23 protein-coding genes, 1 tRNA gene and 2 pseudogenes are annotated in these 23565 nt (G+C 67.4%); 13 read left to right on the top strand and 13 right to left on the bottom strand.

The window, feature by feature from the left end:
* Nucleotides 1-127: 127 nt before the first annotated feature.
* Nucleotides 128-829: a dienelactone hydrolase family protein gene (locus GIY23_RS00930; protein WP_154074925.1), complete on the bottom strand. Its 702-nt coding sequence runs from the start codon at nt 827-829 to the stop codon at nt 128-130.
* A 333-nt stretch (nt 830-1162) separates the two neighbouring features.
* On the opposite strand from GIY23_RS00930, the gene hisC reads away from it, so the two are divergent.
* Together hisC and GIY23_RS00920 are read left to right on the top strand one after the other, a co-directional pair.
* Nucleotides 1163-2218, top strand: a complete 1056-nt coding sequence (gene hisC / locus GIY23_RS00925; RefSeq protein WP_154074924.1) for a histidinol-phosphate transaminase — start codon at nt 1163-1165, stop codon at nt 2216-2218.
* Nucleotides 2219-2323: 105 nt separating this feature from the next.
* Nucleotides 2324-2929 (top strand): hypothetical protein, encoded by a 606-nt coding sequence (locus tag GIY23_RS00920; protein WP_154074923.1) that lies wholly within the window; start codon nt 2324-2326, stop codon nt 2927-2929.
* 46 nt (nt 2930-2975) lie between these two features.
* Here the strand turns inward: GIY23_RS00920 and GIY23_RS00915 are convergent, their stop codons facing one another.
* From GIY23_RS00915 to GIY23_RS00905, 3 genes are all read right to left on the bottom strand, one after another.
* A complete protein-coding gene (locus tag GIY23_RS00915) occupies nt 2976-3710 on the bottom strand; it encodes a methyl-accepting chemotaxis protein (RefSeq protein ID WP_228717477.1) in 735 nt (244 codons plus the stop codon).
* A gap of 122 nt (nt 3711-3832) precedes the next feature.
* A complete protein-coding gene (locus tag GIY23_RS22750; protein WP_154074921.1) occupies nt 3833-4306 on the bottom strand; it encodes a hypothetical protein in 474 nt (157 codons plus the stop codon).
* Nucleotides 4307-4357: 51 nt separating this feature from the next.
* Nucleotides 4358-5158, bottom strand: a complete 801-nt coding sequence (locus GIY23_RS00905) for a L,D-transpeptidase (RefSeq protein WP_228717476.1) — start codon at nt 5156-5158, stop codon at nt 4358-4360.
* A 581-nt stretch (nt 5159-5739) separates the two neighbouring features.
* On the opposite strand from GIY23_RS00905, the gene GIY23_RS00900 reads away from it, so the two are divergent.
* Nucleotides 5740-6255, top strand: coding sequence for a GNAT family N-acetyltransferase (locus GIY23_RS00900; RefSeq protein WP_154074920.1), 516 nt, complete (start codon nt 5740-5742; stop codon nt 6253-6255).
* Between the two features lie 147 nt (nt 6256-6402).
* Here GIY23_RS00900 and GIY23_RS00895 read toward each other — a convergent pair whose 3' ends face one another.
* Together GIY23_RS00895 and GIY23_RS00890 are read right to left on the bottom strand one after the other, a co-directional pair.
* The gene (locus GIY23_RS00895) at nt 6403-7203 is read right to left on the bottom strand and encodes an IclR family transcriptional regulator domain-containing protein (protein WP_154074919.1); all 801 of its coding nucleotides are present in this window, start codon (nt 7201-7203) and stop codon (nt 6403-6405) included.
* Nucleotides 7204-7384: 181 nt separating this feature from the next.
* A pseudogene (locus GIY23_RS00890) lies at nt 7385-7513 on the bottom strand (SAM-dependent methyltransferase); the annotation flags it as partial.
* Between the two features lie 82 nt (nt 7514-7595).
* Here GIY23_RS00890 and GIY23_RS00885 point away from each other — a divergent pair.
* A complete protein-coding gene (locus GIY23_RS00885) occupies nt 7596-8636 on the top strand; it encodes a C40 family peptidase (RefSeq protein ID WP_154074918.1) in 1041 nt (346 codons plus the stop codon).
* A 242-nt stretch (nt 8637-8878) separates the two neighbouring features.
* On the opposite strand, the gene GIY23_RS00880 is transcribed toward GIY23_RS00885, so the two are convergent.
* A complete protein-coding gene (locus tag GIY23_RS00880) occupies nt 8879-10324 on the bottom strand; it encodes an MFS transporter (RefSeq protein ID WP_187351978.1) in 1446 nt (481 codons plus the stop codon).
* Nucleotides 10321-11301 carry a 2,3-diaminopropionate biosynthesis protein SbnA gene (gene sbnA / locus GIY23_RS00875; protein ID WP_154074916.1) on the bottom strand — a complete coding sequence of 327 codons (981 nt, stop codon included), beginning with the start codon at nt 11299-11301 and terminating at the stop codon, nt 10321-10323. Before sbnA ends, GIY23_RS00880 begins: the two co-directional genes overlap by 4 nt.
* 1253 nt (nt 11302-12554) lie before the next feature.
* On the opposite strand from sbnA, the gene GIY23_RS00870 reads away from it, so the two are divergent.
* The gene (locus tag GIY23_RS00870; RefSeq protein ID WP_154074915.1) at nt 12555-12920 is read left to right on the top strand and encodes an ArsR/SmtB family transcription factor; all 366 of its coding nucleotides are present in this window, start codon (nt 12555-12557) and stop codon (nt 12918-12920) included.
* A 131-nt stretch (nt 12921-13051) separates the two neighbouring features.
* A complete protein-coding gene (locus tag GIY23_RS00865; protein WP_228717475.1) occupies nt 13052-13927 on the top strand; it encodes a cation diffusion facilitator family transporter in 876 nt (291 codons plus the stop codon).
* A 99-nt stretch (nt 13928-14026) separates the two neighbouring features.
* Here the strand turns inward: GIY23_RS00865 and GIY23_RS23450 are convergent.
* Nucleotides 14027-14212: pseudogene (locus GIY23_RS23450) on the bottom strand (IS982 family transposase); the annotation flags it as partial.
* A gap of 304 nt (nt 14213-14516) precedes the next feature.
* Between GIY23_RS23450 and GIY23_RS00855 the strand changes: the two are divergent.
* From GIY23_RS00855 to GIY23_RS00840, 4 genes are all read left to right on the top strand, one after another.
* The gene (locus tag GIY23_RS00855) at nt 14517-14972 is read left to right on the top strand and encodes a hypothetical protein (RefSeq protein WP_154074913.1); all 456 of its coding nucleotides are present in this window, start codon (nt 14517-14519) and stop codon (nt 14970-14972) included.
* A gap of 253 nt (nt 14973-15225) precedes the next feature.
* The gene (locus GIY23_RS00850) at nt 15226-15558 is read left to right on the top strand and encodes a helix-turn-helix transcriptional regulator (RefSeq protein WP_228717474.1); all 333 of its coding nucleotides are present in this window, start codon (nt 15226-15228) and stop codon (nt 15556-15558) included.
* 99 nt (nt 15559-15657) lie between these two features.
* Nucleotides 15658-16356, top strand: coding sequence for a GAF and ANTAR domain-containing protein (locus tag GIY23_RS00845; RefSeq protein WP_154074911.1), 699 nt, complete (start codon nt 15658-15660; stop codon nt 16354-16356).
* A gap of 2 nt (nt 16357-16358) precedes the next feature.
* On the top strand, nt 16359-16619 hold the full coding sequence (locus tag GIY23_RS00840; protein ID WP_154074910.1) for a hypothetical protein: 261 nt from the start codon (nt 16359-16361) through the stop codon (nt 16617-16619).
* 169 nt (nt 16620-16788) lie between these two features.
* On the opposite strand, the gene GIY23_RS00835 is transcribed toward GIY23_RS00840, so the two are convergent.
* Together GIY23_RS00835 and GIY23_RS00830 are read right to left on the bottom strand one after the other, a co-directional pair.
* Nucleotides 16789-16874, bottom strand: a tRNA-Ser gene (locus GIY23_RS00835).
* Nucleotides 16875-16922: 48 nt separating this feature from the next.
* Nucleotides 16923-17354, bottom strand: a complete 432-nt coding sequence (locus GIY23_RS00830; protein ID WP_154078517.1) for a MarR family winged helix-turn-helix transcriptional regulator — start codon at nt 17352-17354, stop codon at nt 16923-16925.
* A 181-nt stretch (nt 17355-17535) separates the two neighbouring features.
* On the opposite strand from GIY23_RS00830, the gene GIY23_RS00825 reads away from it, so the two are divergent.
* Both GIY23_RS00825 and GIY23_RS00820 read left to right on the top strand, forming a co-directional pair.
* Entirely contained in the window at nt 17536-18507 is a 972-nt protein-coding gene (locus tag GIY23_RS00825) for an ABC transporter ATP-binding protein (RefSeq protein WP_154074909.1), read from the top strand.
* Complete coding sequence (locus GIY23_RS00820) at nt 18504-19274, top strand: ABC transporter permease (protein ID WP_154074908.1); 771 nt, start codon at nt 18504-18506, stop codon at nt 19272-19274. Before GIY23_RS00825 ends, GIY23_RS00820 begins: the two co-directional genes overlap by 4 nt.
* A 103-nt stretch (nt 19275-19377) precedes the next feature.
* Here GIY23_RS00820 and GIY23_RS00815 read toward each other — a convergent pair whose 3' ends face one another.
* Nucleotides 19378-20583 (bottom strand): endonuclease/exonuclease/phosphatase family protein, encoded by a 1206-nt coding sequence (locus GIY23_RS00815; RefSeq protein WP_154078516.1) that lies wholly within the window; start codon nt 20581-20583, stop codon nt 19378-19380.
* A gap of 366 nt (nt 20584-20949) precedes the next feature.
* Here GIY23_RS00815 and GIY23_RS00805 point away from each other — a divergent pair, with 366 nt between their 5' ends.
* The gene (locus GIY23_RS00805; protein WP_323847467.1) at nt 20950-21291 is read left to right on the top strand and encodes a type II toxin-antitoxin system PemK/MazF family toxin; all 342 of its coding nucleotides are present in this window, start codon (nt 20950-20952) and stop codon (nt 21289-21291) included.
* A gap of 588 nt (nt 21292-21879) precedes the next feature.
* On the opposite strand, the gene GIY23_RS00800 is transcribed toward GIY23_RS00805, so the two are convergent.
* Entirely contained in the window at nt 21880-23436 is a 1557-nt protein-coding gene (locus GIY23_RS00800) for a M20/M25/M40 family metallo-hydrolase (protein ID WP_154074906.1), read from the bottom strand.
* Nucleotides 23437-23565: the final 129 nt, after the last annotated feature.

Raw genomic sequence — 23565 nt, 5'->3', positions numbered from 1 at the left:
GTTCTCCACACCCTACGGCGAGCCTGTGGACAACTCGCCCCGCGGCTGTGGACAACACCGCTCCGGCTTGTGGGCAACCTTGCGGACAACCGTGCCGAAGGCCTCCTGATCAGCGCCGACGCGACAGTCAACGCAGATGCAGGTCGAACCAGTTCCGCGTGCGCTTCCACGCCTCGTGAGCCGACTCCGGCTCCGACTCGAAGCGGTGGTCCGACGCGGGGAAACGCACCACGTCCGTCGCCACCGGTGCACCGTCGGCGACCTCCCGCAACTTGTCGATCTGGTCGCGGGGAATGCTCGAATCGGCGCCGTAGAGACCCAGCCACGGGCAGCCCACGTCCGAGACGATGTCGATCAGTGCGGGCAGGGAGTCCGACAGCGGCTCCAGGATTCCGCCGCCACCGATGGTCACGGCCGCGCCCAGCTGCCTGCGTGCGGCGACCACCAGCGCGGCGGCACCACCCACGTCGAACCCCATGACTCCGAGCCGGTCCACGGCCACGCCCCGGTCACCGAGCCACAGGAACGTCGCGTCCGCGTCGTCGATCACCGAGTCGACGTCGAGATCCTGCACCTGATCGTGCACGTCCTCGTCCAGGTGCTCCGCATCGAGCTCGTCGACACCGATCCGGTGGTACAGGTGCGGGGCGGCCGCCAACCACCCCTCCTCGGCGAGAGCGCTCACGAGTTCCCGCACGCGCGGCGTGACGCCGCGAGCCTCGTGCAGGACGACCAGACCACCACGGACGACGTTGTCCGGTTCGGCCACGGTCAGGCGGAGTTCGGTGCCGTCGGTGAGCGCGACGGTCTCGATCCGGGTGTCGGTCATGTCCCGCAGGGAACCACGACACGGTGAACACGAGTCAACGTGATCATGCAGACGGAGCAGCGGTCTGGACAGCGGTTCGTCACTGTGCGGTCAGCACACGGGAGCACTGTGCGGTCAGCACATGGAGCACTGGGCGGTCAGCACACGGAGCACCGTCCGGCCAGCACGCGGCGGCACCGCAGCTCGGGGCGGGGGCCGCACAGTGAGTGCGCCGGGACGACGCGAGCGGCTACCTTGCACAGGACGACCGTGCACACCCGCACGGGAACTCGACGCGGCCCGCGACGGCACATCGCGCCGCCGAGCCGGACCGCAGGAGACGAAGGAGTCAGCATGAGCGTGCGCACCCGCGCGGACCTCGACCAGCTTCCCGCTTACGTCGCCGGGAAGTCCGTTCCTGGCGCGATCAAGCTGGCCAGCAACGAGGTCTCCGGCGGTCCCCTGCCCGGCGTCCGCGAGACCGTCGCGACCGCTGCCTGCGAGGTGCACCGCTACCCCGACATCGCCGTGGGCAGGCTGACCGAGGTGCTCGCCGAGCGCTTCGGGGTGGACACCGGCCGGGTGGCCGTCGGCTGCGGCTCCGTCGCTCTGTGCCAGCAGATCGTGCAGGCCACCTGCAACGGACCCGAGGACGAGGTGCTGTTCCCGTGGCGCTCGTTCGAGGCGTACCCGATCATCACCCGGATCGCCGGAGCCACTCCGGTGACCGTTCCCGTCACCGACGCCCACGCGCTCGACCTGGAAGCGATGCGCGCCGCGATCACGCCGAACACACGAGTGGTGTTCGTGTGCACGCCGAACAACCCCACCGGCACCGTGCTGCACCGGGCCGAGCTCGAGCGGTTCCTCGACGCGGTGCCCACAGACACGGTCGTGATCCTCGACGAGGCCTACTTCGAGTTCGTCACGGACCCGGACGCGCCCGACGGCATGGATCTGCTGCGGGGACGCGACAACGTCGTCTCGATGCGCACGTTCTCCAAGGCCTACGGCCTCGCCGGTGCCCGTGTCGGCTACGCGGTCGGACCGGCGAAGATCATCGAGGCGCTCCGCAAGGTCTGCATTCCGTTCAGCGTGAACGCGCTCGCACAAGCCGCCGCCCTCGCCTCCCTCGATGCGGAGGACGAGCTGAAGGTTCGCTGCGCGGAGATCGCGGAGGAACGTGACCGGGTGCGCTCCGGCCTGCTGGACCTCGGTTTCGAGGTCGCCGAGAGCCAGGCGAACTTCGTCTGGTTGCCGCTCGGCGACACCGCGCAGGCGTTCAACGATCACTGCATGGCGAACAAGGTCGTGGTGCGCACGTTCGCCGGGGACGGGGTGCGGGTCACGATCGGCAAGCCCGACGAGAACGACGCGTTCCTCGCCGCCGCCAAGTCGTACCGTCCTTGACTTCGCGCGACCGACGGAACCCGCGTTCACCATTCCTGCCCGAGCACCGTAGTGGCCCCGGTATCGTGATCGGAACGAAAAGCCGACCACTGGGGAAGTAGCGTGATGGCACGTCGGTCCAACGGTCCGAGCGAGGCTCAACACCCGCGGTCCGAGACCGTCGACAACCCGCGCAACTTCTGGAAGACCACCGGCTGCGTCGGTTCGATGGGGGCGATCGCGACAGTGGTCGCCGCAGGCATCACGGGAGTCGTCGCACTGCAAGTAGGCAAGTCGACCGCTCCCGCACCGGCCCCGGCCACCGAAACCGTCACGGTCACCGCAACGGTCCCCGCTGGGCGGGACAACGGCCAGGAGTCATCGGAACCGGGTGCGGATGTCCTGTGGGCGGATCACTTCAACATGACGAGCTACGTCAACTTCGACGTGCTTCCGCCCGAGAACGAAGGTGGGCAACTGTCGCAGGCCAGCGACGGAGCGCTGAACGTTTCCGACGACGGTGCCGTCTGGCTCGAGGACACCAAGCCGACGCGTCAGCAGTGCGAAAACCTGATCGCCACTCACGCCGTCGACAAGATCGACGTCGATGTCGGCTCCCGAGTCTGCTACAAGACACGCGGCGAACGCATCGCGTACTTCGAAGTTGTCGGCAAGAGCTGGGAAAGCACGCGGTACCGCTACGAGACAGAGCTGGTGATCTGGAAGAGCTGACCTCCCGCGCACCGCGGAGGAGGTCCCCACCGGGCAGCCGCGCCCGTCAGTTCCGACCGTTCGAGCGGGGCGGATCGTCGGAACTGTCGTCGACGCGCCCCTCGCCACGCCTGCGGAAGAACTGGAACCCGGGGATGCCGACGATCGCCCGCCGCACGTCGTGGGTGACTTCGAGCAGTTCGTGCACCTCAGGGCCCACACGGTCGAGGGTGCGCAGGATCGGCATGATGTCGCTGATCATGTGCTCGGCCATCACCGGCAGCTCGTCGACGAGGCGAATCGCGGCGTCGACCTCCTTCGGCGACAGCTCGTCGACGAACCGCGAGGCCATCGGCGCGGCCTTGCGCGCCATCGGCTCGTACTCGGCGAGCAACCCGTCGGCGACCTCGGCGGTGTGCCCGGCGCGGTCAACGGTCTGCGATGCCTTCTCGGCGATCGCACCGGAGTCGTCGACCAGCGTCGAGGCTGCCGCGGCGATCCGGGCGACCTCGCGAACGCTGTCCTCGGCCATCGACACGATCGCCCGGGTGCGGTCGACGACGCCGTCGACCTCTTCCACCGTCTTCTCGGTCCGGGAGGCGATCTGATCGACCCGGGTGACGAGCTCATCCGCCCGGTCGGCGATGTCGGTGATACGGGCGAGGACCGTCTCCGCGCCGTCGACGAGGCCGAGCACTCGGCCGGGCACGGACGCCGCGGTCGTCACGGCCCCGACCGCCAGTTCAGCGGTCGAGCGGGCGGCGCCAACGAGGTCACCGGGCGTCGGGATCCGGATCAACATGTGCACACTCTGCACTGCACGGGCTCCACTGACGAGCACGGGTCCGTCTCGCCTCGGCTGAGACGAACAACGCGCGGCGCTCCCGGATGTGGAGCGCCGCGCGTCGCGAGAGGAAGATCGAGTCAGCCGGTGACGGCGTGGTGACCCGGCACGACCTCGGGGCTCGGGGCGGTCGGCAGGCTCGAGCCGCCCTCACCGGGCATCTCCGGCTCACCCGGGTGCTCGGGCTCACCGGGGTGCTCGGGGTCCTCCGGCATCTCGGGCTCACCCGGGTGTTCCGGGTCGTCCGGGTGCTCCGGGTCCTCAGGCTTCTCCGGGTCGTCCGGGTGCTCCGGGTCGTCCGGCTCTTCCGACTCGGGGTGATCGACGATCGGAGCGTTGACGCACTCGGTCTCGTTCGGGGACAGGATCGGAGCGACGACGCCCGCCACCGCGACGTTGTTCCCACACGCCTGAACCGGGAGCACGCTCACGTTGTTGTCGTTGCCGATGTTCACACCGTCGTTGTCGGTGCTGTCCGCGAGCGCGGGGCTTCCCGCCGCGAGCAGGCCTGCCGCCAATGCTGTGGCGCTGAGTGCGCCGGTTGTCTTCCGCACTGTCGTACTTCCTTCACTCTCGATCTTTCGGGGACTTCTTCCCATCCGGTGTCAGCGCAGGAGCACCAACGTTCCGAGCGGAAGCGTGGTGAGCAGGTCGAGAGCGTCGTCCGGAACACGGACACACCCGTCACTGCTCGCGGTTCCGAACACGCTCGAGTCCGGCCAGCCGTGCAGTGCGACGGTGCCGGGGCCGCCGCCATAGCTGGTCAGCGTCTGCGAGTGCGTTCCGAGGGGGAGGATCACGGGACTGAAGGTCGTCACCGTCTCCTCGATGGCCGCCATCATGTAGGTGCGGCCACGGGGAGTCGGCGTGCCTTCGCCGCCGACACCCACGGTCCATGAGCCGATCTCGCGTCCGGATTCCCGCACGACCATCCGCATCGCGTCGACGTCGACCTCGACTTCGTATGGGGAGCGGGCCGGTTCCGCCTGTCCCGGCTCGGGGCGCACCCAGCCGGTCGCCCCTGTCGGCCTGCTCGGAAGCAGGACCCGCGACCACTGTCCTCGGGTCTCGACCACCGGAACCCAGGTCGGGTTCTCGAGTTGGGTGGCGGGCAGGCGCGCGAAGGGTTCGCCGTCGGGTGCGTCGTACAGGGCAAGTTCGTCGTGCACGCGCAGAACGGTGCCGTCAGTCGGCTGTTGCGGAGCCGGATCGGCGGGAGCCTCCGAGAGATCCCCGAAGGTGGTGGCCTCCGGCAGGTCCGCAGTGACGACCCGCGCCTGGGCGGGTGGCTGCTCGGGAGCGGCCGCGGGCGGCGCCGGCGCGGATCCGCAGCCGGTGAGCAGTGCGAGCAGGAGGGCGCCTGCGAGCATCGGTCGGCGACCGTCTCGGGCTCGGCGGTGCAGCATGGCGCTCCTCGGACTTCACACGCGGTGCGGGGGTACGCGATTCGTTCGGAATGCGGTATCCGTCCGTGGTGAATCCGCGGGGGAAGAAAAAGGATTCCCCGGACGACGGACGGACAGTAGCCCATACCTTCACGATTCCACCGGAGACACCTCCGGTGGGTTTCTCATCTCACCCCGAGTCCACGGCACGCGTCTTGAACTGCTCAAACAGAGCATTTCATGATCACCGGCGCTATCTCGGACACCACGGAAACCCTCTCGAAAGACTGAGCAGAATTCCAAAGTTCACGCGATCGTGTTTATGGCACAATATCGGTCGTTGATCACCGAATGAAGCCAGTTCGCAGACGCGATCACACGTGAGAGTGGAATTGCACGACAACGTGGCCGCTTCGGAATTACTGCATGATCATGGCCTTCACCCGGTGGAGTGATCACTCGCGGTCGGCTTCACCACGACCCCGGGCGACACGGCCGCTGCCGGGCGACAGTCGCCCGAACTCGACCTCGCATCCGCGAGACAGCACCATCGAGACACACGGCATCACCAAGACCCACGTCGAATCCGGCACGATGGCGGCATGTCAGCTCACGACCTCACGCTCCGCCGGGGCGGCCCGGCTGATGTGCGGACCGTGCTCGGGCTGCTGGACGCCGCGAACCGATGGCTCGCCGCGCGGGGACGCACCGATCAGTGGGGAACCGAGCCGCACTCGACGAACCCGCGCCGCATGGCCCAGGTGACCAGCTACGCCACCAGCGGAGAGCTCTACCTCGCCGACCACGACGGCGGTTCCACGGTCGCGGCACTCGCGCTCGGCGAGGCACCCGACCACATCCCGCACTGCCCCGCCCCGCACGTCTACATCAATCTGCTCGTCGCGGACCCCGGCGGCCCGGGCAAGGGCGCGGGCGCCGTCCTGCTCGACCTCGGGCGAACGCGCGCCCGCGAGCAAGGCGTCAACCTGCTCCGAGTGGACTGTTATCGCGGACCCGACCGCGCACTGATCGGCTACTACGAGAAACAGGGATTCACTCCCGCCGAGGAATTCACCGTGCGCTCGTGGCCGGGACAGGTCCTGCAGCAGAAGCTCTGATGGGAGGGCATCCGGGAACTTGGGTAGATGGTCCGGTACCGCCGACCCAGTTCGAACAGAGCCGAGTGGGTCCGTAACGGAGTGCGTAGACGGCGGGGAACACAGTCCCGGACCACAGCGCTGACGACCACATGACCGACCGGACGCTCACGCGATGGGCGGGCCGGCCGTGCGGCTCCCGATCTGGGCACTGATGTCCTTCGCGATGTCAACGAGCACGGGTACCACGTCCTCGCGGAGCCCCTCGGGCGTCGCACGCCCGGTGGAGGTGGAGGAGGCGACGGCGGCGACGACCCGGCCGTGGTGATCGCGGACCGGTGCGGACAGCGAGAGCAGTCCTTCCTCGCGTTCGCTGATCACCATCGACCAGCCCTGCTCGCGGACGGTGCCGAGGATCTCGCGGAACTGCGCCGGGTCGGTGACGGTGTGGCGGGTCAAGCCGGGCAGCCCGGATTCCGCGATCAAGCGCTCCACCCGCTCGTCCGGTTCCCACGCCAGCAGCACTCGCCCCAACGACGTGGCGTGCGCGGGTGCCCGCGTGCCGGGAGAAACGGTCACGCTGAGCACCCGGCGCACCGGCACCCTGGCGATGTAGACGACCTCGTTGCCGTCCAGCGTGGCGAGCGTGGCGGACTCACCCGTCTTCTCGGCCAGCCGCATCAGGTAGGGCTGAGCCAACTCCGTCAAGGCATGGGTGGCGGTGTAGTGATGCCCGATCGTGAGCACTCGCGGGGTCAGCGTCCATCGTCCCTCGGAGGTCGCGACGTAGCCGAGGCGCTGCAGAGTCAACAGAATCCTGCGCACGACCGGACGTGACAGCCGGGTCGCCGTCGCGAGCTCGGTCGCCGTCCGGCTCGGATGGTCGGCGGTGAACGCCTGCAACACCGCGAGTCCGCGCTCTAGACCTTGAATGTGGTTCTGGGCGCTCTTCTCGTCGTCTGCCGCCATCGTCGCCCCTTCTCGACAACACGATGTGAGGCACCGCCATCCCCCTGGGGGGCACGTGGTGCCTGGTTCGTACACATAATGTACATACGTGCCGCGGTACCTGGACCTCGCGGAGCACCCTGCTCGCTCGCGTCCGTGTCGCTGACGAAGCGCAGACGGAGGCCAGATCGAGGCGTGGGGCGACTTCGTGCACGCTGACCACGGTCGGCAAACCGGAACCGACGTCGACGAACTGCCGGAGTTCCGCTTGTACGGTGCGCGCCGCGCGCGGAAACCGGGCCCGCTTCGACCGCTCTGATCGATCGTGCATACAGTGTTGGGCGTTTTCGCGGCGATCACCCCACCGAGTGACGATCATCGAACCCGAGTACTCGAAGGAGCCGTGCTCTCCTATGGCGTCCCACCGGCTGAAGCTCCCGTTTCGCGGAGCACTGGCGGCAACCACCGTTGCCGCCGTCACCGTCGGGCTAGGTGCAACCCCCGCCGGCGCGGCCCCGGATCAGCCCGGCAACGCCTCCGAGGCGGCCAAGCAACTCCGCGAGGTCGGCCGCCAGGCTGAAGCCGTCACGGAGGAGTACAAGAAGGCCGAAGACGATCACGCCCAGCGCCAGGCCGACCTGGAGCGGGCTCGAGCCGATACGGCGCAGGCCGTGCAGGTCGCCGACGAGGCACGCGCCGAAGAGGAACGGTTCCGGGGGCAGGTCGACGAGCTCACCGGCGCCGCATACCAGGGCGCGAAGATGAACGAGCTCTCCGCCCTGATGGTCAGCGAATCACCCAACGAGTTCCTCGATCGTGCCTCGGCACTGGACGCGCTCGGCAAGGACAACAAGGACGCCGTCGAGGCGCTCTCGAGTGCCACCCACGAAGCCGAGAGCGCTGAGAAGCGAGCCGGCGACGCCCGCGCCCGCGCGACGGAAGCCGAGGCCGAGTCCGCCCGGATCCAGGACGAGATCGGCGGCAAGAAGGCCGCGATGGACGCCCAGGTGGCCGAGGTCAAAGAGACGTACAACAGCCTCAGCCAGCAGGAACAAGAGTCGCTGTCCAGCAGCAGCTCGGTAGGTGCGCTCGCCGGAAGCGGCAAGGCGATCCAGGCGGTGAACGCCGCGCTGAGCAAGCAGGGCTCGCCGTACGTCTTCGGCGCCAAGGGACCGAGTCAGTTCGACTGCTCCGGGCTCGTCCAGTACGCCTACGAGCAAGCCGGGGTGGAGCTGCCCGGATCGACGAAGTCGCAGATCTCGGAGGGCGAGCAGGTCTCGCAGAGCGAGATGAAACCCGGTGACGTGATCTTCTTCTACAGCTCGGGCAGCCACAACGGCATCTACATCGGCGGCGGCAAGATGGTGCACGCTCCGACCGAGGGCCAGACGGTCACGGTCGAAGAGGTCAAGTACATGGGCGAGGTCAACAGCGTCCGCCGCTTCGCCGGGTAGGTGTTCAACGGCGTCTCGAGCGGGCGCGCTAGCGGCCTTCGTCCGGATTCAGACCCGGTAGGACCGCCGACGCTGCGGATCTCGATCATGCCAGCCCGAACAGTGGGAGTGGACCACTCCGACTCAAGCAGGCATGCCCCCGGACTCGGTGGCACGGCGTCTGAGCGCGCCGACCAGACCCGGGCCCGGGGCGTGCCACGGGGCCGGGAAAGGCCGAACCACGGTTGCCCCGAGCGAGCGGGTTACACAGTGCGGTGTCCTGCACTAGCGTGACTGAATCGAGCGGCTGACGGGTGATTCATATCCGGCCGCACATGCCCCGGCGGTTCCGGTCCGCGAGTCACGGTCGCCGCGGTAGTGCGCCGAATCGGCGCAGTCTGCTCCGACGGGCTCTCCAGTACACCGCTCATCTGCCTGAGCACGGGGAGATTCGCCGAGTCGTTGGTGTCCGTCGAAGCATGCCCCCACGTGTGCGGTTCGGCATCCATACGAGACGCGCGCAGGCAGCACAGGCACGCGACCGCGCATGCTGCACCCATCAATGCGATCGAGAGCGGCGTGGGGAAGGCGAGGGCCATCGGCCCTGCCAGTAACGGTCCGGCAGACTGACCGGCGAGCAGGAAGCTGTTCGCCATGCCTACGTACCCACTCCTCCGCGACGACGGCGCGTGCTGGCTGAAGTGGAAGAACAGCGACTGTGCCAGGGCGGCGAAGGCGGCTCCTTGCAACAGCCGCAACACGATCAAGCCAGCCGGCCCCAGCGGGAGCGCCTGGGCGGCGATGCTGACCGCGCACACCCCCGAAGCCACAGCAAGGGTGCGGATCGGCCGCTGCGCACGGTCGTTGTGCCGGCCCCACCAGAAGGAAGCGATGAGCGTCGCTGCCCACGTCAGAGACTGGAAGACGCCCACCCACATTCCGGCCTGCCCGGCGGGGAAACTCTGCTGCACGTGCTGAGCGAACACGGGAATCAGCCCGTAGACCCCGAAATACGCGGCCACCGCGACGATAACCAGCGGTACAGCTGCGGGGACGTGCCAAAAACCAGCGCGGCCGACGCTGTTCGCCGGAGCGGAGGGCGCGGACGCTGGAGCGGAGGTTTCTGTGGCGTCGGGCTCGCGCAGCCCGAGCGTGCAGGCACCCGCGAGCACGACGGCCAGGACGGCGATCACGATCATCAGAGTGCTCAGCGCTCCCGCACCGACGAGTGCTCCGCCCGCCAACGGCCCGATCAGGGATCCGGCCGCAGTCGCGCTGAAGGACTTGCCCAGCGCCGAACCCCGCTTGCTGCCTGGCCCGGCAGCACCGGCGAATGCTTGGGCCGCTTCCACGACGCCTCCGAGACCGCCCTGCAGAAGTCGCCCCAGCACCAGCAGAAAGGGATTCCCGGCCAGAGCCATCACGAGCATCGACACCGCGAGCCCCACCAGCGACCGCACGACCATCCAATGCCGCCCGATCCGGTCGCCGAGGCGCCCCCACAGTGGAGTCGCCACGGTCAGCGCAAGAGCGGGAGCCGCGATAGCCACCCCTGCCCAGGTTTGGACCTCGGCCGTGCCGTCGACGCCCATGCCCTGGACGTAGAACGGCATGATCGGCACCAGCATCATCAACCCGGCGGTGTTGACGAACTGACTGGCCCACAGCAGCACAAGGTTGCGCCGTTGGACACGCTCGGCGGTGCTCACGACGCCTCCGACAGATCGTTTTCGATGAGCTCGCGCTTCACGCTCTCTGTCCAGCTGTCGTCGTAAACGGTCTCGAGGTAGCGCTCGCCCCGATCCGGTAGCAGCGTCACGACCCGCGCGGACGCACTCAAGCGGTCCACGACCGTCTCCAGCGCCGCGATCACAGCACCGGACGACCCTCCGGCGAGCAGGCCCTCGGTCTCGACCAATCGCCGACATCCCGCAGCGGAGCCGAGATCGTCGACGTGGACCACGTCGTCGATCTCGTCGGCGGTGAAGATCTCCGGTACTCGGCTGGCGCCGAATCCGGGGATGCGCCGCTTGCTCGGGGGGGTTCCGAAGATCACTGATCCCACTGCGTCGACGGCCACCACAGTCAGCTCGGGGTTCGACTCCCGCAAGCGTCGAGCCGTGCCCTGCAACGATCCGGTCGTGGACACCGGTGCGACCAGGTAGTCGATGGCGCCGTCCACCTGCTGGAGGATCTCGGCCCCGACCGTTTCGTAGTAGGCGCGCCAGTTGCGCTGGTTCGCGTATTGGTTGATCCAGACCACTCCCGAGTCCGCTGCGGCGTGGCTTTGAGCCCGACCGACGCGCGTCTGCAGGTAACCACCAGCCTCGTCCGGCTCGGTCACCATGTCGACGTCGGCACCGAAGAGCTCCAGCAACCGCAAGTTCATCGGCGAGGTGTTCGGGTCCACCACTGCGGTGAACGCCAATCCGTGCATGCGGGCAGCAACCGCCAACGCGACACCGAGATTGCCCGAGGTGCTCTCCACCAGGCGCATTCCGGGCCGCAGCGTCCCCTCGCTTACCCCCTGCTCGACGATGTAGCGAGCGGGGCGGTCCTTCATGCTTCCGCAGGGGTTGAGCATCTCCAGCTTGGCCAGGACTTCGACGTCCGGATGAGGGAAACACCGCCGCAATCGCACCAGCGGGGTCGAACCGACGCAGTCCAGCACAGAGTCGTATGTCACTACAAACCTCCCGGGCTGCCACCGCAGTACACACGCGAGTGGGCTCAGCCGTATTCACGAGAACGAAACCGTCCGCCATCAGCGGCGGAAAGTGAACGGAAAAAGAACTGACAGCCATGAAGCGCCCGATCAGTGGGCGAATATCGCCGTTAGGACGACAGCCATGGCGGAGCGCTGATACCTCAGGAATTGTTCAGCTGGTACTCAGCACATCATCAGCGGGACGTGAATCAGGTTCGTGAAACCCCGAGTGCGATCAGAAGTGGGAATCCGGAGAGCAAGCGCGGTGGTCGCGTCAACCAGAGCGGCACACGCGGCCATGCGGCAGGGCGAACCACCCCTCCAGCCGCGACCAGGACGGCTCCGAGCAACCCCAGCAGCTCGTCGGGCGTGGCAGGCATGAACCGACCCGCCACGTCCATGAACTGATCTGCCGGGTTATGACACGTCGGTTCCTGATGCGGCTCGTGGCCATCGCCGGGCGAGGAGGCCACAGCGTCGGCACCAGGAGCATGGGACGGTTCCCCGACCGCACCGTGGTGCGAGACACCAGAAGCATGTGACGCAGTCGCCGAGGCGCTGTGAGCGCTACCGGACGTAGCGTCCTGGCCGTGTGAATGATGCGGCAGCAGTGTGCACATCAGGAAAGCTGCGAGAGCAAGCAACGCAAGGAGACCGACACTCCCCTGGGCGCGCTGGAGTCCCTTCAGCATGACGCCATGCTAGCCACTGTCACCCCGCACCTCGCAGGGACATGGTGTTCATCACGACCCGAAGGTATTTCCTCGTCGAATCAAGATCCTCGCCCGGGTTGGGGGCCTGGGCGCGACTACACGAATGTAAACCAGTTGCGCTCGCCCCCTGTGGAAGAAAAATCATTCACAGGCACCCTCGGCGCATGACGAGGTGGTTGCGGTGAAACGTTCGGTGTCGTCGGATTCCGGGGAAGACGAGCAGTTCGTCGAGGCACACGAATGGTGTCTGCATTGGCGTCGGTGAAGCCTTCGCCGCGCCGTCGATGCGCACGACCGTGACGCCGTGCCGGCGCGCTGCTGTCTGCCGCTGAGTGGACGGCCACCGCTTCGGCGGGCGCGGTGGTTTCGACCACGGGTGTCGTCGTCTTCGAACGACGCAGTCGAGCACCCTGCCGTCCGAGCCGATGAGCAGCGCTGTCCACAGCCGGCCTGGGTGCAGGTGATCTTGAGCGAGCATGTCGGCCTGCCATGGAGCCACCTTTGTGTCATAATCTGCATATGAATGCAGATAACGGTTCTTGCAGCTTCGGGGTGGAGAGCGACTACGTCGAGCTGGCCGTGGAGCTGTTCTCGATGCTGGCCGACGCCACGCGGGTACGGATCATCCTCGCGCTGCGGGATGAGGAGCTGCCCGTGAACCGGCTGGCCGAGATCGTCGACAAGTCGCCTGCGGCGGTCTCGCAACATCTGGCGAAGCTGAGGCTGGCCCGGATCGTGCTGACCCGCCAGCAGGGAACTCGGGTTTTCTATCGGCTGGCGAACGAACACGTGCGTCGTGTCGTCGCCGATGCGATCTTCCAGGCGGAGCACTCGCTGGGTGATGCACCTCGGCACCATGAGGTCGAGATGAGGTCGGCTCGGTGAAACGGTCAGCTGACCACCAGCACGGCCAAACCCACCAATCTGACCGGCATGAGAACGGGCATCATCCGAGCGGCCTCAAAGGGGCATTGCACGCTGTTTTCGTGCCGCATAGCCACGACACGAACGACTCGGTGGACGACGCCCTCACGGCCAGTGGCCACGGGATCCGTGCGGTCAGGGTGAGCTTGGCCGGGTTGGGCGCGACGGCGTTGCTCCAGCTCGTCGTGGTGATGTTCAGCGGGTCCGTCGCACTACTGGCGGATACCATTCACAACTTCTCGGATGCGCTGACCTCGGTTCCGCTATGGATCGCGTTCGTGCTCGGCCGCCGGGCACCGACCCGCTCGTTCACCTACGGCTTCGGTCGTGCGGAAGACCTGGCGGGCTTGTTCATCGTGGCCATGATCGCGTTGTCTGCTGTGCTGGCCGGGTATCAGTCCATCAGCCGGCTGATCGACCCGCAGCCTCTGGACAACGTCGGATGGGTGCTCGCCGCCGGGCTGATCGGATTCGCGGGAAACGAGCTTGTTGCCGTGTATCGCATCCGTGTGGGGCGGCGGATCGGCTCGGCCGCCCTGGTCGCAGACGGGCTACACGCCCGCACCGACGGGTTCACCTCGTTGGCTGTCGTACTCGGCGCGCTAGGAGTACTGCTGGGCTTCCCCTTGGCCGACCCGATCGTCGGACTGCTCATCACTGTCGCCATCGTTGTGCTGCTCGCCGGCACCATTCGCGATGTCGGCACGCGGCTGCTCGACGGTGTCGACCCTGACCTGGTTCGGCGGGCCGAATCCGTCGTCGCCGAAGCAGCTCCCACGACGCTGCCGCCGCGAGTCGCGCTCCGCTGGAGCGGACACCGGCTCCACATCTCGATCGAGCTTCCCGCCGACGAGACCGTCACCATCGGCGCATTTCATCAGCAAGCACACGCTGTCGAACACGCGTTGCGAGCCACATTGCCCAGCGCTGGACCAGTGACGATCAGCCCCCTGCGCCGGGGTGGTTGACGATACCCCCGGCTCACTCGTCGGACGCGTGTGAGCGGGCGTCCCGGATGGTCCGCACGCCTGCGCAGGGTTCTGTCCCTAGACGGTCGATTCCGAGGGTCAGTGGTCGTAGCGGTGGACGGGTGCGCGGGTGTGGTCGTTGTGCCGGATGGCGGTGGTGAGGGCGAGGATGCGTTGCAGGATCCGTACTGTGACCCCGGTGGGGGTGCGGCCGCCGTGTCGTTCCAGCTCAAGTTGGGCTTTGAAGGTCTGGTTGATCGATTCGATGGTGTGGCGCAGGGGTCTTCACGGGACGAGGACGAGACCACGGAACATCTACGGCAGATGTACATCGACAACGCACTCCGGTTCGTCGATGCGCAGCCGCGGGCCGATTTCGTCGCCTCCGCGGCCACTGTCGGTGAGACAGCTCCATCGACATCGACATCACCACCGCCCCGTGGGAGTACCTGCCCATGGGGCAGGTGCAGCGCGGCACGTTTCGCCTGCGCACCAGTGCCGAAGACCGCCAGTTGCGCGCCGGGAACAGCTACCTGTACCCATTCGGCTCGCCGCTGCATGCACAGCCCGCTCCATCGACATCGCTGTCATGCGGCTGCCGCTTCAGCGTGTCGGTCGGCCGGCGGCCGAGTACTGCGACGTCGACTCCGCCGACGTGCGATTCGAGTCCATGGTGCCGGTCTCCGCGGCCATGGACCGCTACTTCGGCAATGTGCTCACGTTCTTTCACCGCGACCTGGCCGGCACCGACCCCGGCAGCACCAATCCGCTGGTGTACGAGCAGATGATGCAGACCGCGGCCCGCCGCGTTGGCCACCTTCCCGAACACCACCATGACCCTGGCCCACCAGCGTGGCCCCGGACACGTGACCCCGGCGGCGCTGCGCCGTGCGGTTGCCTACATCGACGCCCACCCCGAGCAGCCACTCACCCTCGCCCGTATCGCCCACGCGGCCGGGATCGGGCCGCGGGCGCTGCACCACGCCTTCCCACCCGCTACCGGCAGGCCTACGGCGTGCTGCCCAGCCACACCCTGCGCACCTGAACCGCTCCGAAGCAGCGGATCATCGAACCGTGAACCTTCGACAGCAACGAGGTCGGCTTGGTCCAGGACACCGTGAGCACGCTCTACTCCCGGCTGCACAGCAGCGCGGTCGGCGATGACACGGTTGGGCGTCATGATGAACCGCAGGCGTAAGGACTGGGCGACACCGGTATAGGACGGCTCGGGGCGGCTGATCAAAACTGGTCGCCGGGGCCGAAGGTCTCCTCGCTCCCACCGCTGTCGCCACGGCGCGTTGCAGCTGCGCGGGCTGCGTCGCGCGGTCGCGTTCATCGAAGCCAACCCGGACCTCGATCTGACCCTGACCGATATCGCTCGCGCCGCGAATGTCAGCCCCCGCGCGCTGCAGCTGGCGTTTCGCAGGCACCTGGACACCACGCCCATGCACTACCTGCGCCGCGTACGTCTCGATCGAGCTCACCACGACCTACAGAACGCCGTAGCGGGCGACGGCACGACGGTGACCGGGGTGGCCGCCCGGTGGGGTTATGCCCGACCGAGCCGCTTCGCCGCCGACTACCGGTCCGCCTACGGCGAACACCCTCACCGCACCCTGCACACCGGATAGCGGCTACGGCTGTCGCCCGCTCAGGGGTTCGTTTTTTGGTCATGGCGTATGCGTCTGACCTGCTAGGCGCGGCCCGCCCACGCAGGCATCCTGGCAGTGATGGCACATCCCGACCCTGACTTGCTGGCGACGCTGGCTCGGCAACTGGCCGCCGAGGACGACGTGGACGCCGTGCTGCGCCGGACTGTGCAGACCTCGCTGACCCAGATCGAGGGAGCGGAGCGCGCCGGCATCACGATGACGACCCGCGGCTCGGTGTCCACCCCGGTGGCCAGCGACGAGCTGGTCTGCGTCCTCGACAAGCACCAGTACAGCACCGGCGAGGGGCCGTGCTTGAGCGCGGCATTCGAACACGAGCCGGTGATTCGCGTCGACGATCTGTCCACCGACCGGCGGTGGGTCGAATTCAGCACGGCCGTGGCGCACCTGGGCGTGCGCTCGATGCTGTCGTTTCAGCTCTACACCACCGATGCCGGCGCACACGCGACGACGCTCGGCGCGCTCAACATCTACGCCGAGGCACCGTATGCCTTCACCGACGACGCGGTGCACATCGGCACCTTGCTCGCCGCCCACGCCGCGGTGGCGGCGACCGCCGCGGCCGAACAGGCGAACTTGCGCATCGCACTGCAATCGCGCGACGTCATCGGTCAAGCCAAGGGAGTTCTCATGGAACGGTTCAAGCTCACTCCCGAGCAGGCCTTCGACCTGCTCATCGCCGCCTCGCAACACACCAACCAGAAGCTGCGCGAGGTCGCCGAGCACCTCACCACGACCGGGCAACTGCCCACCGAGTGACCGTGCTGACCCATCTGTCGCTGACCCTCGCCGAGGGAATGAGACTCTCCCGTCTGTCCTACACGGAACTCTGGACACGGTGCCTCGCCCTCGGTGGGTCAGGGACCGTGGCCCAATTGCGCCGCCACGTGGAAGGCGACGAGTGCCTCGACAACCACGAGCACAACATCATCGCCCAAGCCCTCAACGAGACCTACCTCGAGCAAGGTCGCGACCACCCCGTCGCCTACGGCCACCTGCACCGCCCGCCCGACCCCAGCTGACTCACGACACCGGGAACGGCCCGAACCGAGTTGGGGACCTCGTGCGGGACCGCAACCGGATTCGGTGACGAAGCGGCGTCCGATGCTCACAGTCGAGCAAACTGCAACGGGCCCGCGTGACGTTGGTGCTGGTATTTCAACGGAACCAGCGTCATCGCTGGTCACAGTGCGGAAGCGGGGGGATTCGAACCCCCGGAGGCTCATCACCTCGGTCGCTTTCAAGGCGACTGCATTAGGCCGCTCTGCCACGCTTCCCACGTCGCAGCGTAGCCACTCCGACGCTGCCGGCTCCAGCCAGGTCCGTCAGCTCTCGGTGTCCCGCAGGTGGTCCACGAGCCGACCGAACACCTTCGCCATGACCTGCTGTTCCTCCGGGTCGAGCAGGTCGACGTAATGCTCCCGGACACTGGCGACGTGATCGGGGGCGATGCCGCGCAGCACCTCCATGCCGCGTTCGGTCAGCACGGCGAACACGCCGCGTCCGTCGCTGGGGCACTCGGTGCGCTCCACCAGCTCCGCGCGTTCGAGCCGCCGGATCTGGTGCGAGATGCGGCTCTTCGAGTGCGCCACCTCGGACGCGAGCTCACTCATCCGCATCCGGTGTTCCGCGCGGTCGGAGAGACGGACGAGAATCTCGTAATCGGCGAGGGAGACCCCGTGACCGGATTGGAGTTCCCGGTTGAGCCGGTACTCCAGCAGCGCACTACCCGTGATGTAGTTGCGCCACGCTTCCATCTCCGTGTCGTCGAGCCACTTGACGTCGCGTTCATCGTCCTGCACCCCGCCAGGTTAGCGGGACGATGCCCGCAGTGGGGAGAACCCGCCCGAAGCGCCGTGCGGTGAAATTCGGTCTTGCCTGTCGGGACCTCTCAGTAGCATCGGGCGGGGGGGACCACAGACACGGAGGGGGCGCCGGGTGACCAATGCGGTGGACGTGATCGACCTCGTCAAGCGATACCCGAAGAGCCGCACCAACGCCGTCGACGGGCTGAGTTTCACCGTGCATCCGGGCGAGGTGTTCGGCCTGCTCGGTCCGAACGGCGCGGGCAAGACCACCACCGTCGGCATCCTCACCACGCGGGTGCTGTTGACCGGCGGTCAGGCAAGGGTCGCCGGGGTGGACGTGGCGAGGAATCCGGTCGCCGCGCGGGGCAAGGTGGCGGTGGTGCCGCAGCACGTCAACCTCGACAGGTCGTTGAACGTGCGGCAGAACCTCCAGTTCCACGCCTCGTACCACGGTGTCCCGCGACGTGAACGGCGCAGGCTCGCCGAGGAGCTGCTCGATCGGATGGGCCTCGGTGACAAGGCGACCGCGCGGGTCGACGACCTCTCCGGCGGCCAGTCGCAGCGGGTGATGATCGCCCGCGCGCTCATCCATCGCCCGGAGGTCCTGTTCCTCGACGAACCCTCGACCGGCCTCGACCCGCAGGCGAGGTTGTTCGTGCACGACCGCGTCAACGATCTGCGCGCCGAAGGTGTCACCGTGCTGCTCACCACGCACGACATGGACGAGGCGGAGAAACTTTCCGACCGGGTCGGCGTCGTCGACCACGGCACGCTGCTCGCGCTCGACACGCCCGCCGCGCTCATCAAGTCGCTGCCGGGGTCGGGAACCGTGGACGCGTCGGTACGGCCGAACGGCAGCTCCATGAGCGAACTCGTAAAGCTGTTGTCCACTGTGGCGGGGGTGGAACGCGCCGAGCACGTCGGTTCCGACACGGCGAGCGAGCAGCACGTCCGGCTGTACGTGACCGGCGAGCCCGCGGGTCTGCTCGGCCCGGTGGCGCAACTGCTGCACGAACACCACGTCGACGTGGCGGGGCTGACGCTCGGGTCGGCGACGCTGGAGGACGTGTTCATCGACCTCACAGGGAGGGACCTGCGGTGAGTTCCGGACGTGCGTTCGTCGCGGTCCTCGGCCGGGACCTGTTCGTGACGGGGCGGGAACTGCCGAGCTTCCTCGCGCAGGTCCTCGTGCAGCCGGTGGCGTTGCTGTTCATCTTCGGCAAGGTCCTCGGCCAACTCGGCTACACCCAGCCCGGCTACGAGCAGATCCTGCTGCCCGGCATGATCGCCCTCAACGCGTTCGTGGTGGCACTGCAGAACACGTCGTTCCCCCTGGTGCTGGACTTCTCGTACTCGAAGGAGATCGAGGACCGGCTGTTGGCTCCACTGCCGATCAGCGGCGTCGCGATCGAGAAGATGCTCTTCGGCGCGATGCGGGGGCTGTTCGCGGCGCTGTTGATGATCCCGATCGGCATCCTCATGTTCGGACAGATCGCCTGGGACTACGCGGGCCTGCCGTTCGCCGTCCTGTGCCTGGTTCTCGGCTCGCTGGCCGGGGGCGCGGTCGGTCTCACGGTCGGTGCGGCCGTGCCGCCGCGTCGGATCAACATCATGTTCGCGGTGATCCTCGCACCGCTGATCTTCACCGGGGCGAGCCAGTTCCCGTGGGTCGAACTCGACGAGCTCCGCTGGTTCCAGGTCGTCTGCGCGTTCAACCCGCTGACCTACGCCAGCGAGGGCATGCGGGGAGCGTTACTGCCCGACGTGCCACACATGCCGCCGTGGGTGTGTGTCCTCGCGCTCCTGGCGGCGTGCCTAGTGTTCGGCGCGCTCGGGATCCGCTTCTTCCTCCGCCGCGCCTTGGATTAAGGAGACGGTGTGCGGGTTGCCGCTGAGCGGCAAACACGTACGCAGCCCGACCACCCGCGGGTTCTGCCACGGAAGCACCCACGCAGATCAACCCGCACCCCCTCTAAACACGAAGATCCACCCAGACGAGGTGGTGGTCCGAGGCGCCGTTCAACCGCGCCAGCGGGTCGTCGGCGGTCGGCCAGAACACCCCGGCGTCGCGTGGAATCAACGGCAGTGACGGCAGCACGTAGTCGACGCGGAGGTTGCCGGGTTCGTCGTCGGAGAAGTCGGCGGTGTCGAGCTCCGCCCGCCCGCGGTGCTCGTCGTTGGCGCCACCTTGCGTTTCGCTCGCCTCGACGGCGCCTTCGCTTCCCGGTTTGGGGTCGACGACGCGGTGCGCGCGCACGAGCTGGTTCGCCGCCGCGTCGAGGCTGTCGCCGTCGAACGGGTCGGCGTTCTGGTCCCCTGCGATGACGAAACGGGCGCCCGGGCCGAGGCCGCCGGTGCGTCCGGCGTCGTCGTAGACGTAGTCGCCGCGTGCCGGATGGACGTAGTCGGCCCAGAACCGGATCTCGTCGTGGTTGCGGTGTCCGTTGCGGTCTTCCTCGCCGTCGAAGCTCGGCGGCGTGGGGTGGGAGGCGAGCAGGTGCACCGTGCGGCCGTCGACGTCGATCGGCAGGTCCCAGTGGGACTTCGAGGACAGGCGCAGCGTCTCGAGTTCCTCCGGGCTGTACCAGTCGGCGGGTTCCGGGGTCGCCGGGTCGTCCGGCAGCCGCGCGCCCGGAATGTCGGCCCAGCGGAAGTTCTGGAAGGTGCGCACCTCGTCGCGGTCGATCGGGTGCTTCGACAGCACCACCATGCCGTACTGGCCGGGGAACTCACCGAAGCCGAAGGCGTCGCCCGGGCCGCCGACCGCGCCGTCGTTGTCGAGGTCCATTCCGGACGGTACCCCGGTGTTCACCGGCGCGGTGTAGCTGTACGGGTAGTCGATCGCCTCGGCGCCGTTCTGGCCGCGAGCGAGGTAGTTGCGCTGAAACGCCTCGACGGCAGCGCCGCCTTCGACATGGTCGAACTCGTTGAGCAGCACCACATCCGGGCGGGTGCGCTGCACGACCTCGGCGACGTCGCGGGCTTGTTCGTCGTCCGGTGTGGACAGGTCGGCGAGCAGCTCACCCTCGGCGTCACGGTTGAGCGAGGCGTTGAACGTCGCGAACCGCACCGGCTCGGGTTGCGCTTGGGCGGGCTCGACGAGCACCGCCGTCCCGGTGAGAGCTGCTGCGGCGACGAGAACCACGCCGCGAGTGCTGGTCGTGCGCTTGCTGTGCATCCCCGTCTCCTGCCTCACGCCTCGACCGTCGGGAGGAAGTCTGGCAGCCGAACGTGAACAGCGGGCGTCACGTTGGCGAGAAGTCGCCGTCCGGCAGCGTCGGACCCAGTCATACTAAGTTATAAGACCGCGATCTCCCTCCCTGACGAGACGTTCGAACGGGCGTCTCATCGCGCAAACGATCTGGGCATGAGCCGATCGGAGTTTTTTCGCTCGTGCCGCTGAGCATTACCTCGACAAGCTCGACACGGAGTCTCTTACCCGCCAGATGAACCTCGCGCTCGACTCTCTCGAGGGGGCGGACAGCTCGACAACGGACGCTGTCAGGGCGGGCCACCGCACGCTGCTAGCCATGGACGACGACTGGTGATCGAACGGGCAAACATCTACTGGTCCGATCTCGGCGCTCCGCAGGGAAGTAGGCCGGCACAGCACCGCCCGGTGCTCATCGTTCAGTCGGACGGCCTCAACGCGAGCCGCCTCTCCACCGCACTCGCCGCAGTGATCACGTCACACACCGATCTTGCACTCAAGCCCGGCACCGTGTTTCTTCCGTCGCGAGCCACTGGGTTGCCTCGAGACTCGGTCGTGAACGTCACCGCGCTGGTCACACTCGACAAGGACGAGCTACGAGAGTGGGTGGGCATCCTGCCACTGTCCCTTATGCGCGAAGTCGATCAGGGCCTGCGCCTCACCCTCGATCTCTGAGGGAGCATTTGAGAACTGGCTTTTGTGCCCGTAGGGCACGGTCATACGTGCTCAGCCTCGACGGGGTGAGGAGCTCCGGCGTTCCAGTTCGTGCCTCGCAAGGCAGGGGTTCTCGCCGCGTACTTCCTGGTACTCAAGAGGACCCCAACGCCGCGAGGCACGAACTGGGGCGGCGGTACCGGACCACCCACCCAAGTTCCAAAACGCCTTCTGAGCTTGTGATTTAACCTCTTGATCGTCACTTGTTGTGATCTTGGTGTGGATGATGCAGGCAAGAAGACCTGCTCTGATCACCAAGCGTGAACGTATGGAGTTTTGATGCACCGGCCGCAGGGGCCGCTGTCCTGCCGGTGTTTCAAAACCTCCCTCCGGGGTGCCCAGCCCTCTCCAGTGTTGGCACTGCCTGGGTTCATCGGAAGACGCCGGGCCTGACCAGCTAAAAGATCAACTCGGGTATCGCGAGAACGGCCATGGTGGCAGCGGTCCCCGTGACCAGCGAAGGACCGAGGAGGTTAAAACACAAGCTGAGGGAACCGGACGACCGCCGCACCGTGCGGGCACGGCGCGGCGGTCGCGGTGTTTCAGGCGTCAGGCGCGGTCCGGCGTGTGGTCGTGCATCGCCGAAGACGACTCGTCGGCGTGGCTGGCGCCCGCACCGGCGAGACTCTGCGCGGCGAACGCCGCCTGCTGCTGGCGGACCTGCGCGCGCTCGGCGCGGGTCATGCCGTTGACCTCTTCGGTGCTCTGCGAGTACAGCTGCGTCACTGAGGCGATCGTCTTGGTGTTGCGCTCCAGCGCGAGACGGTCGACGTTGCCGAGATCGTCCTGCGGGGTGTGGTAGTTCGGGTCGTAGGACTCACCCGCGACACCGCCCCACTTCGCGGCCTGCTCCTCGGTCTTGACGCCCTCGGCGCCGGTGAACAGCCCACCGGCCGGGATGCCGACGTTGATGAACTCGCTGTAGTCCGAGCGACCGTTGAAGTCCGTGCCCTCGACCTCGACGCCGGTGCTGCTCAGCGCCTCGACGAGGTCCTTCTCGATCTGCGCGGAACCGAACGGGCCGGGGCCGGCGCCCTCACCGTCGGAGTCGTCGCCGTCGTAGGCGAAGTACCCGGCGTTCGGCGAGCCGATCATGTCGAAGTTGAGATACATGGCGATGTCGAGCTGCTGCTCGAAGTTCAGGCCCTGCACGTACTTCGTCGAGCCGATCAGGCCGGACTCCTCGGCGCCCCAGAAGGCGAACCGCACCGCGTTGTTCGCGTCCGGCGTGCTGCCCATTTTCAGCGCCGTCTCCAACAGGCCTGCGGTGCCGGTTCCGTTGTCGTTGATGCCCGCGCCGTCGGCGACGCTGTCGAGGTGCGCTCCGGCCATCACGACGTTGTCCGCGCGACCCGTGCGGGTCTGGGCGACGACGTTGCGGGCGGTGACTTCCTCGGTGCGGGCCTGCACGTCGAGGTGCACCTCGGCGCCCGGCTTACCGGCGAGGTCCTCGCCGACGGCCTGCGAGACACCGGCGGTGGGGATCACCGCGTCCTCGGCGCCACCCAGGGTGCCGTTGAGCGGGCCTTCGACGTTGTTGTAGATGATCGCCGCGGAGGCTCCCTGTTCGGAAGCGATGCGCTGCTTGTCGGCGAACGCGCACTCACCACGCTGGATCAGCGCCACCTGGCCGGTCACGTCGAGCCCGTCGTAGTCGGAGGCCTCGCAGCCCGGTGTCGAGTCGGGGGGGACGACGGCCAGCGGCGCGGTCAGCCCGCCTTCCGGCGTCGACGTCGAGTACTCCAGGGCATCGCCCTCGACGGGGGCGCCGTCCACATGCAGCGCGAACGCGTCGAGGTACCAGGCCGTGTAGTCGAACGTCGGCGTCGTCACGTCGAATCCCGCGTTGCGCAGCTTGCCCGCGACGTACTCCACGCTCGCGTCGTAGCCGGGCAGGCCGGTGGCACGGTTCCCGCCGTTCTGGTCGGCGATGCGCTGTAGCGCGATCAGGTGCCGGTTGACCGCGTTGCCGTTGATCGTCTCGCCGAGGTCTTTGTGCATCGGCGCCGCGGTGGCGGGGGCGACCGCGAGGGTGGCGGCGGTGGCCGCACAGGCCGCGACGATCGCCGCGGCTTTCCGTCCGGGCAGGAGAGTTCGCAAGTTCATGGTGCTCCCCGAGGGATGTGGATGGGTCGACACAGCTTTGGAACGCGACACCAGGAAAGTCAAGAGTTCGCCACAAAAGAAAAGAAGACGAAACATTGCGACGAAAACCATTGTCGGGGAATCGAATTT

Source organism: Allosaccharopolyspora coralli (genome assembly GCF_009664835.1).
GTDB classification, from domain to species: Bacteria; Actinomycetota; Actinomycetes; order Mycobacteriales; family Pseudonocardiaceae; genus Allosaccharopolyspora; species Allosaccharopolyspora coralli.
This window is presented reverse-complemented; position numbering and strand designations above follow the sequence as displayed.

Bases quoted from the DNA above. Each gene is read 5' to 3' on its own strand.
- GIY23_RS00930 (WP_154074925.1), bottom strand. From the start codon at position 829: ATGACCGACACCCGGATCGAGACCGTCGCGCTCACCGACGGCACCGAA.
- hisC (WP_154074924.1), top strand. From the start codon at position 1,163: ATGAGCGTGCGCACCCGCGCGGACCTCGACCAGCTTCCCGCTTACGTC.
- GIY23_RS00920 (WP_154074923.1), top strand. From the start codon at position 2,324: ATGGCACGTCGGTCCAACGGTCCGAGCGAGGCTCAACACCCGCGGTCC.
- GIY23_RS00915 (WP_228717477.1), bottom strand. From the start codon at position 3,710: ATGTTGATCCGGATCCCGACGCCCGGTGACCTCGTTGGCGCCGCCCGC.
- GIY23_RS00905 (WP_228717476.1), bottom strand. From the start codon at position 5,158: ATGCTGCACCGCCGAGCCCGAGACGGTCGCCGACCGATGCTCGCAGGC.
- GIY23_RS00900 (WP_154074920.1), top strand. From the start codon at position 5,740: ATGTCAGCTCACGACCTCACGCTCCGCCGGGGCGGCCCGGCTGATGTG.
- GIY23_RS00895 (WP_154074919.1), bottom strand. From the start codon at position 7,203: ATGGCGGCAGACGACGAGAAGAGCGCCCAGAACCACATTCAAGGTCTA.
- GIY23_RS00885 (WP_154074918.1), top strand. From the start codon at position 7,596: ATGGCGTCCCACCGGCTGAAGCTCCCGTTTCGCGGAGCACTGGCGGCA.
- GIY23_RS00870 (WP_154074915.1), top strand. From the start codon at position 12,555: ATGAATGCAGATAACGGTTCTTGCAGCTTCGGGGTGGAGAGCGACTAC.
- GIY23_RS00855 (WP_154074913.1), top strand. From the start codon at position 14,517: ATGCGGCTGCCGCTTCAGCGTGTCGGTCGGCCGGCGGCCGAGTACTGC.
- GIY23_RS00845 (WP_154074911.1), top strand. From the start codon at position 15,658: ATGGCACATCCCGACCCTGACTTGCTGGCGACGCTGGCTCGGCAACTG.
- GIY23_RS00830 (WP_154078517.1), bottom strand. From the start codon at position 17,354: ATGGAAGCGTGGCGCAACTACATCACGGGTAGTGCGCTGCTGGAGTAC.
- GIY23_RS00815 (WP_154078516.1), bottom strand. From the start codon at position 20,583: ATGCACAGCAAGCGCACGACCAGCACTCGCGGCGTGGTTCTCGTCGCC.
- GIY23_RS00800 (WP_154074906.1), bottom strand. From the start codon at position 23,436: ATGAACTTGCGAACTCTCCTGCCCGGACGGAAAGCCGCGGCGATCGTC.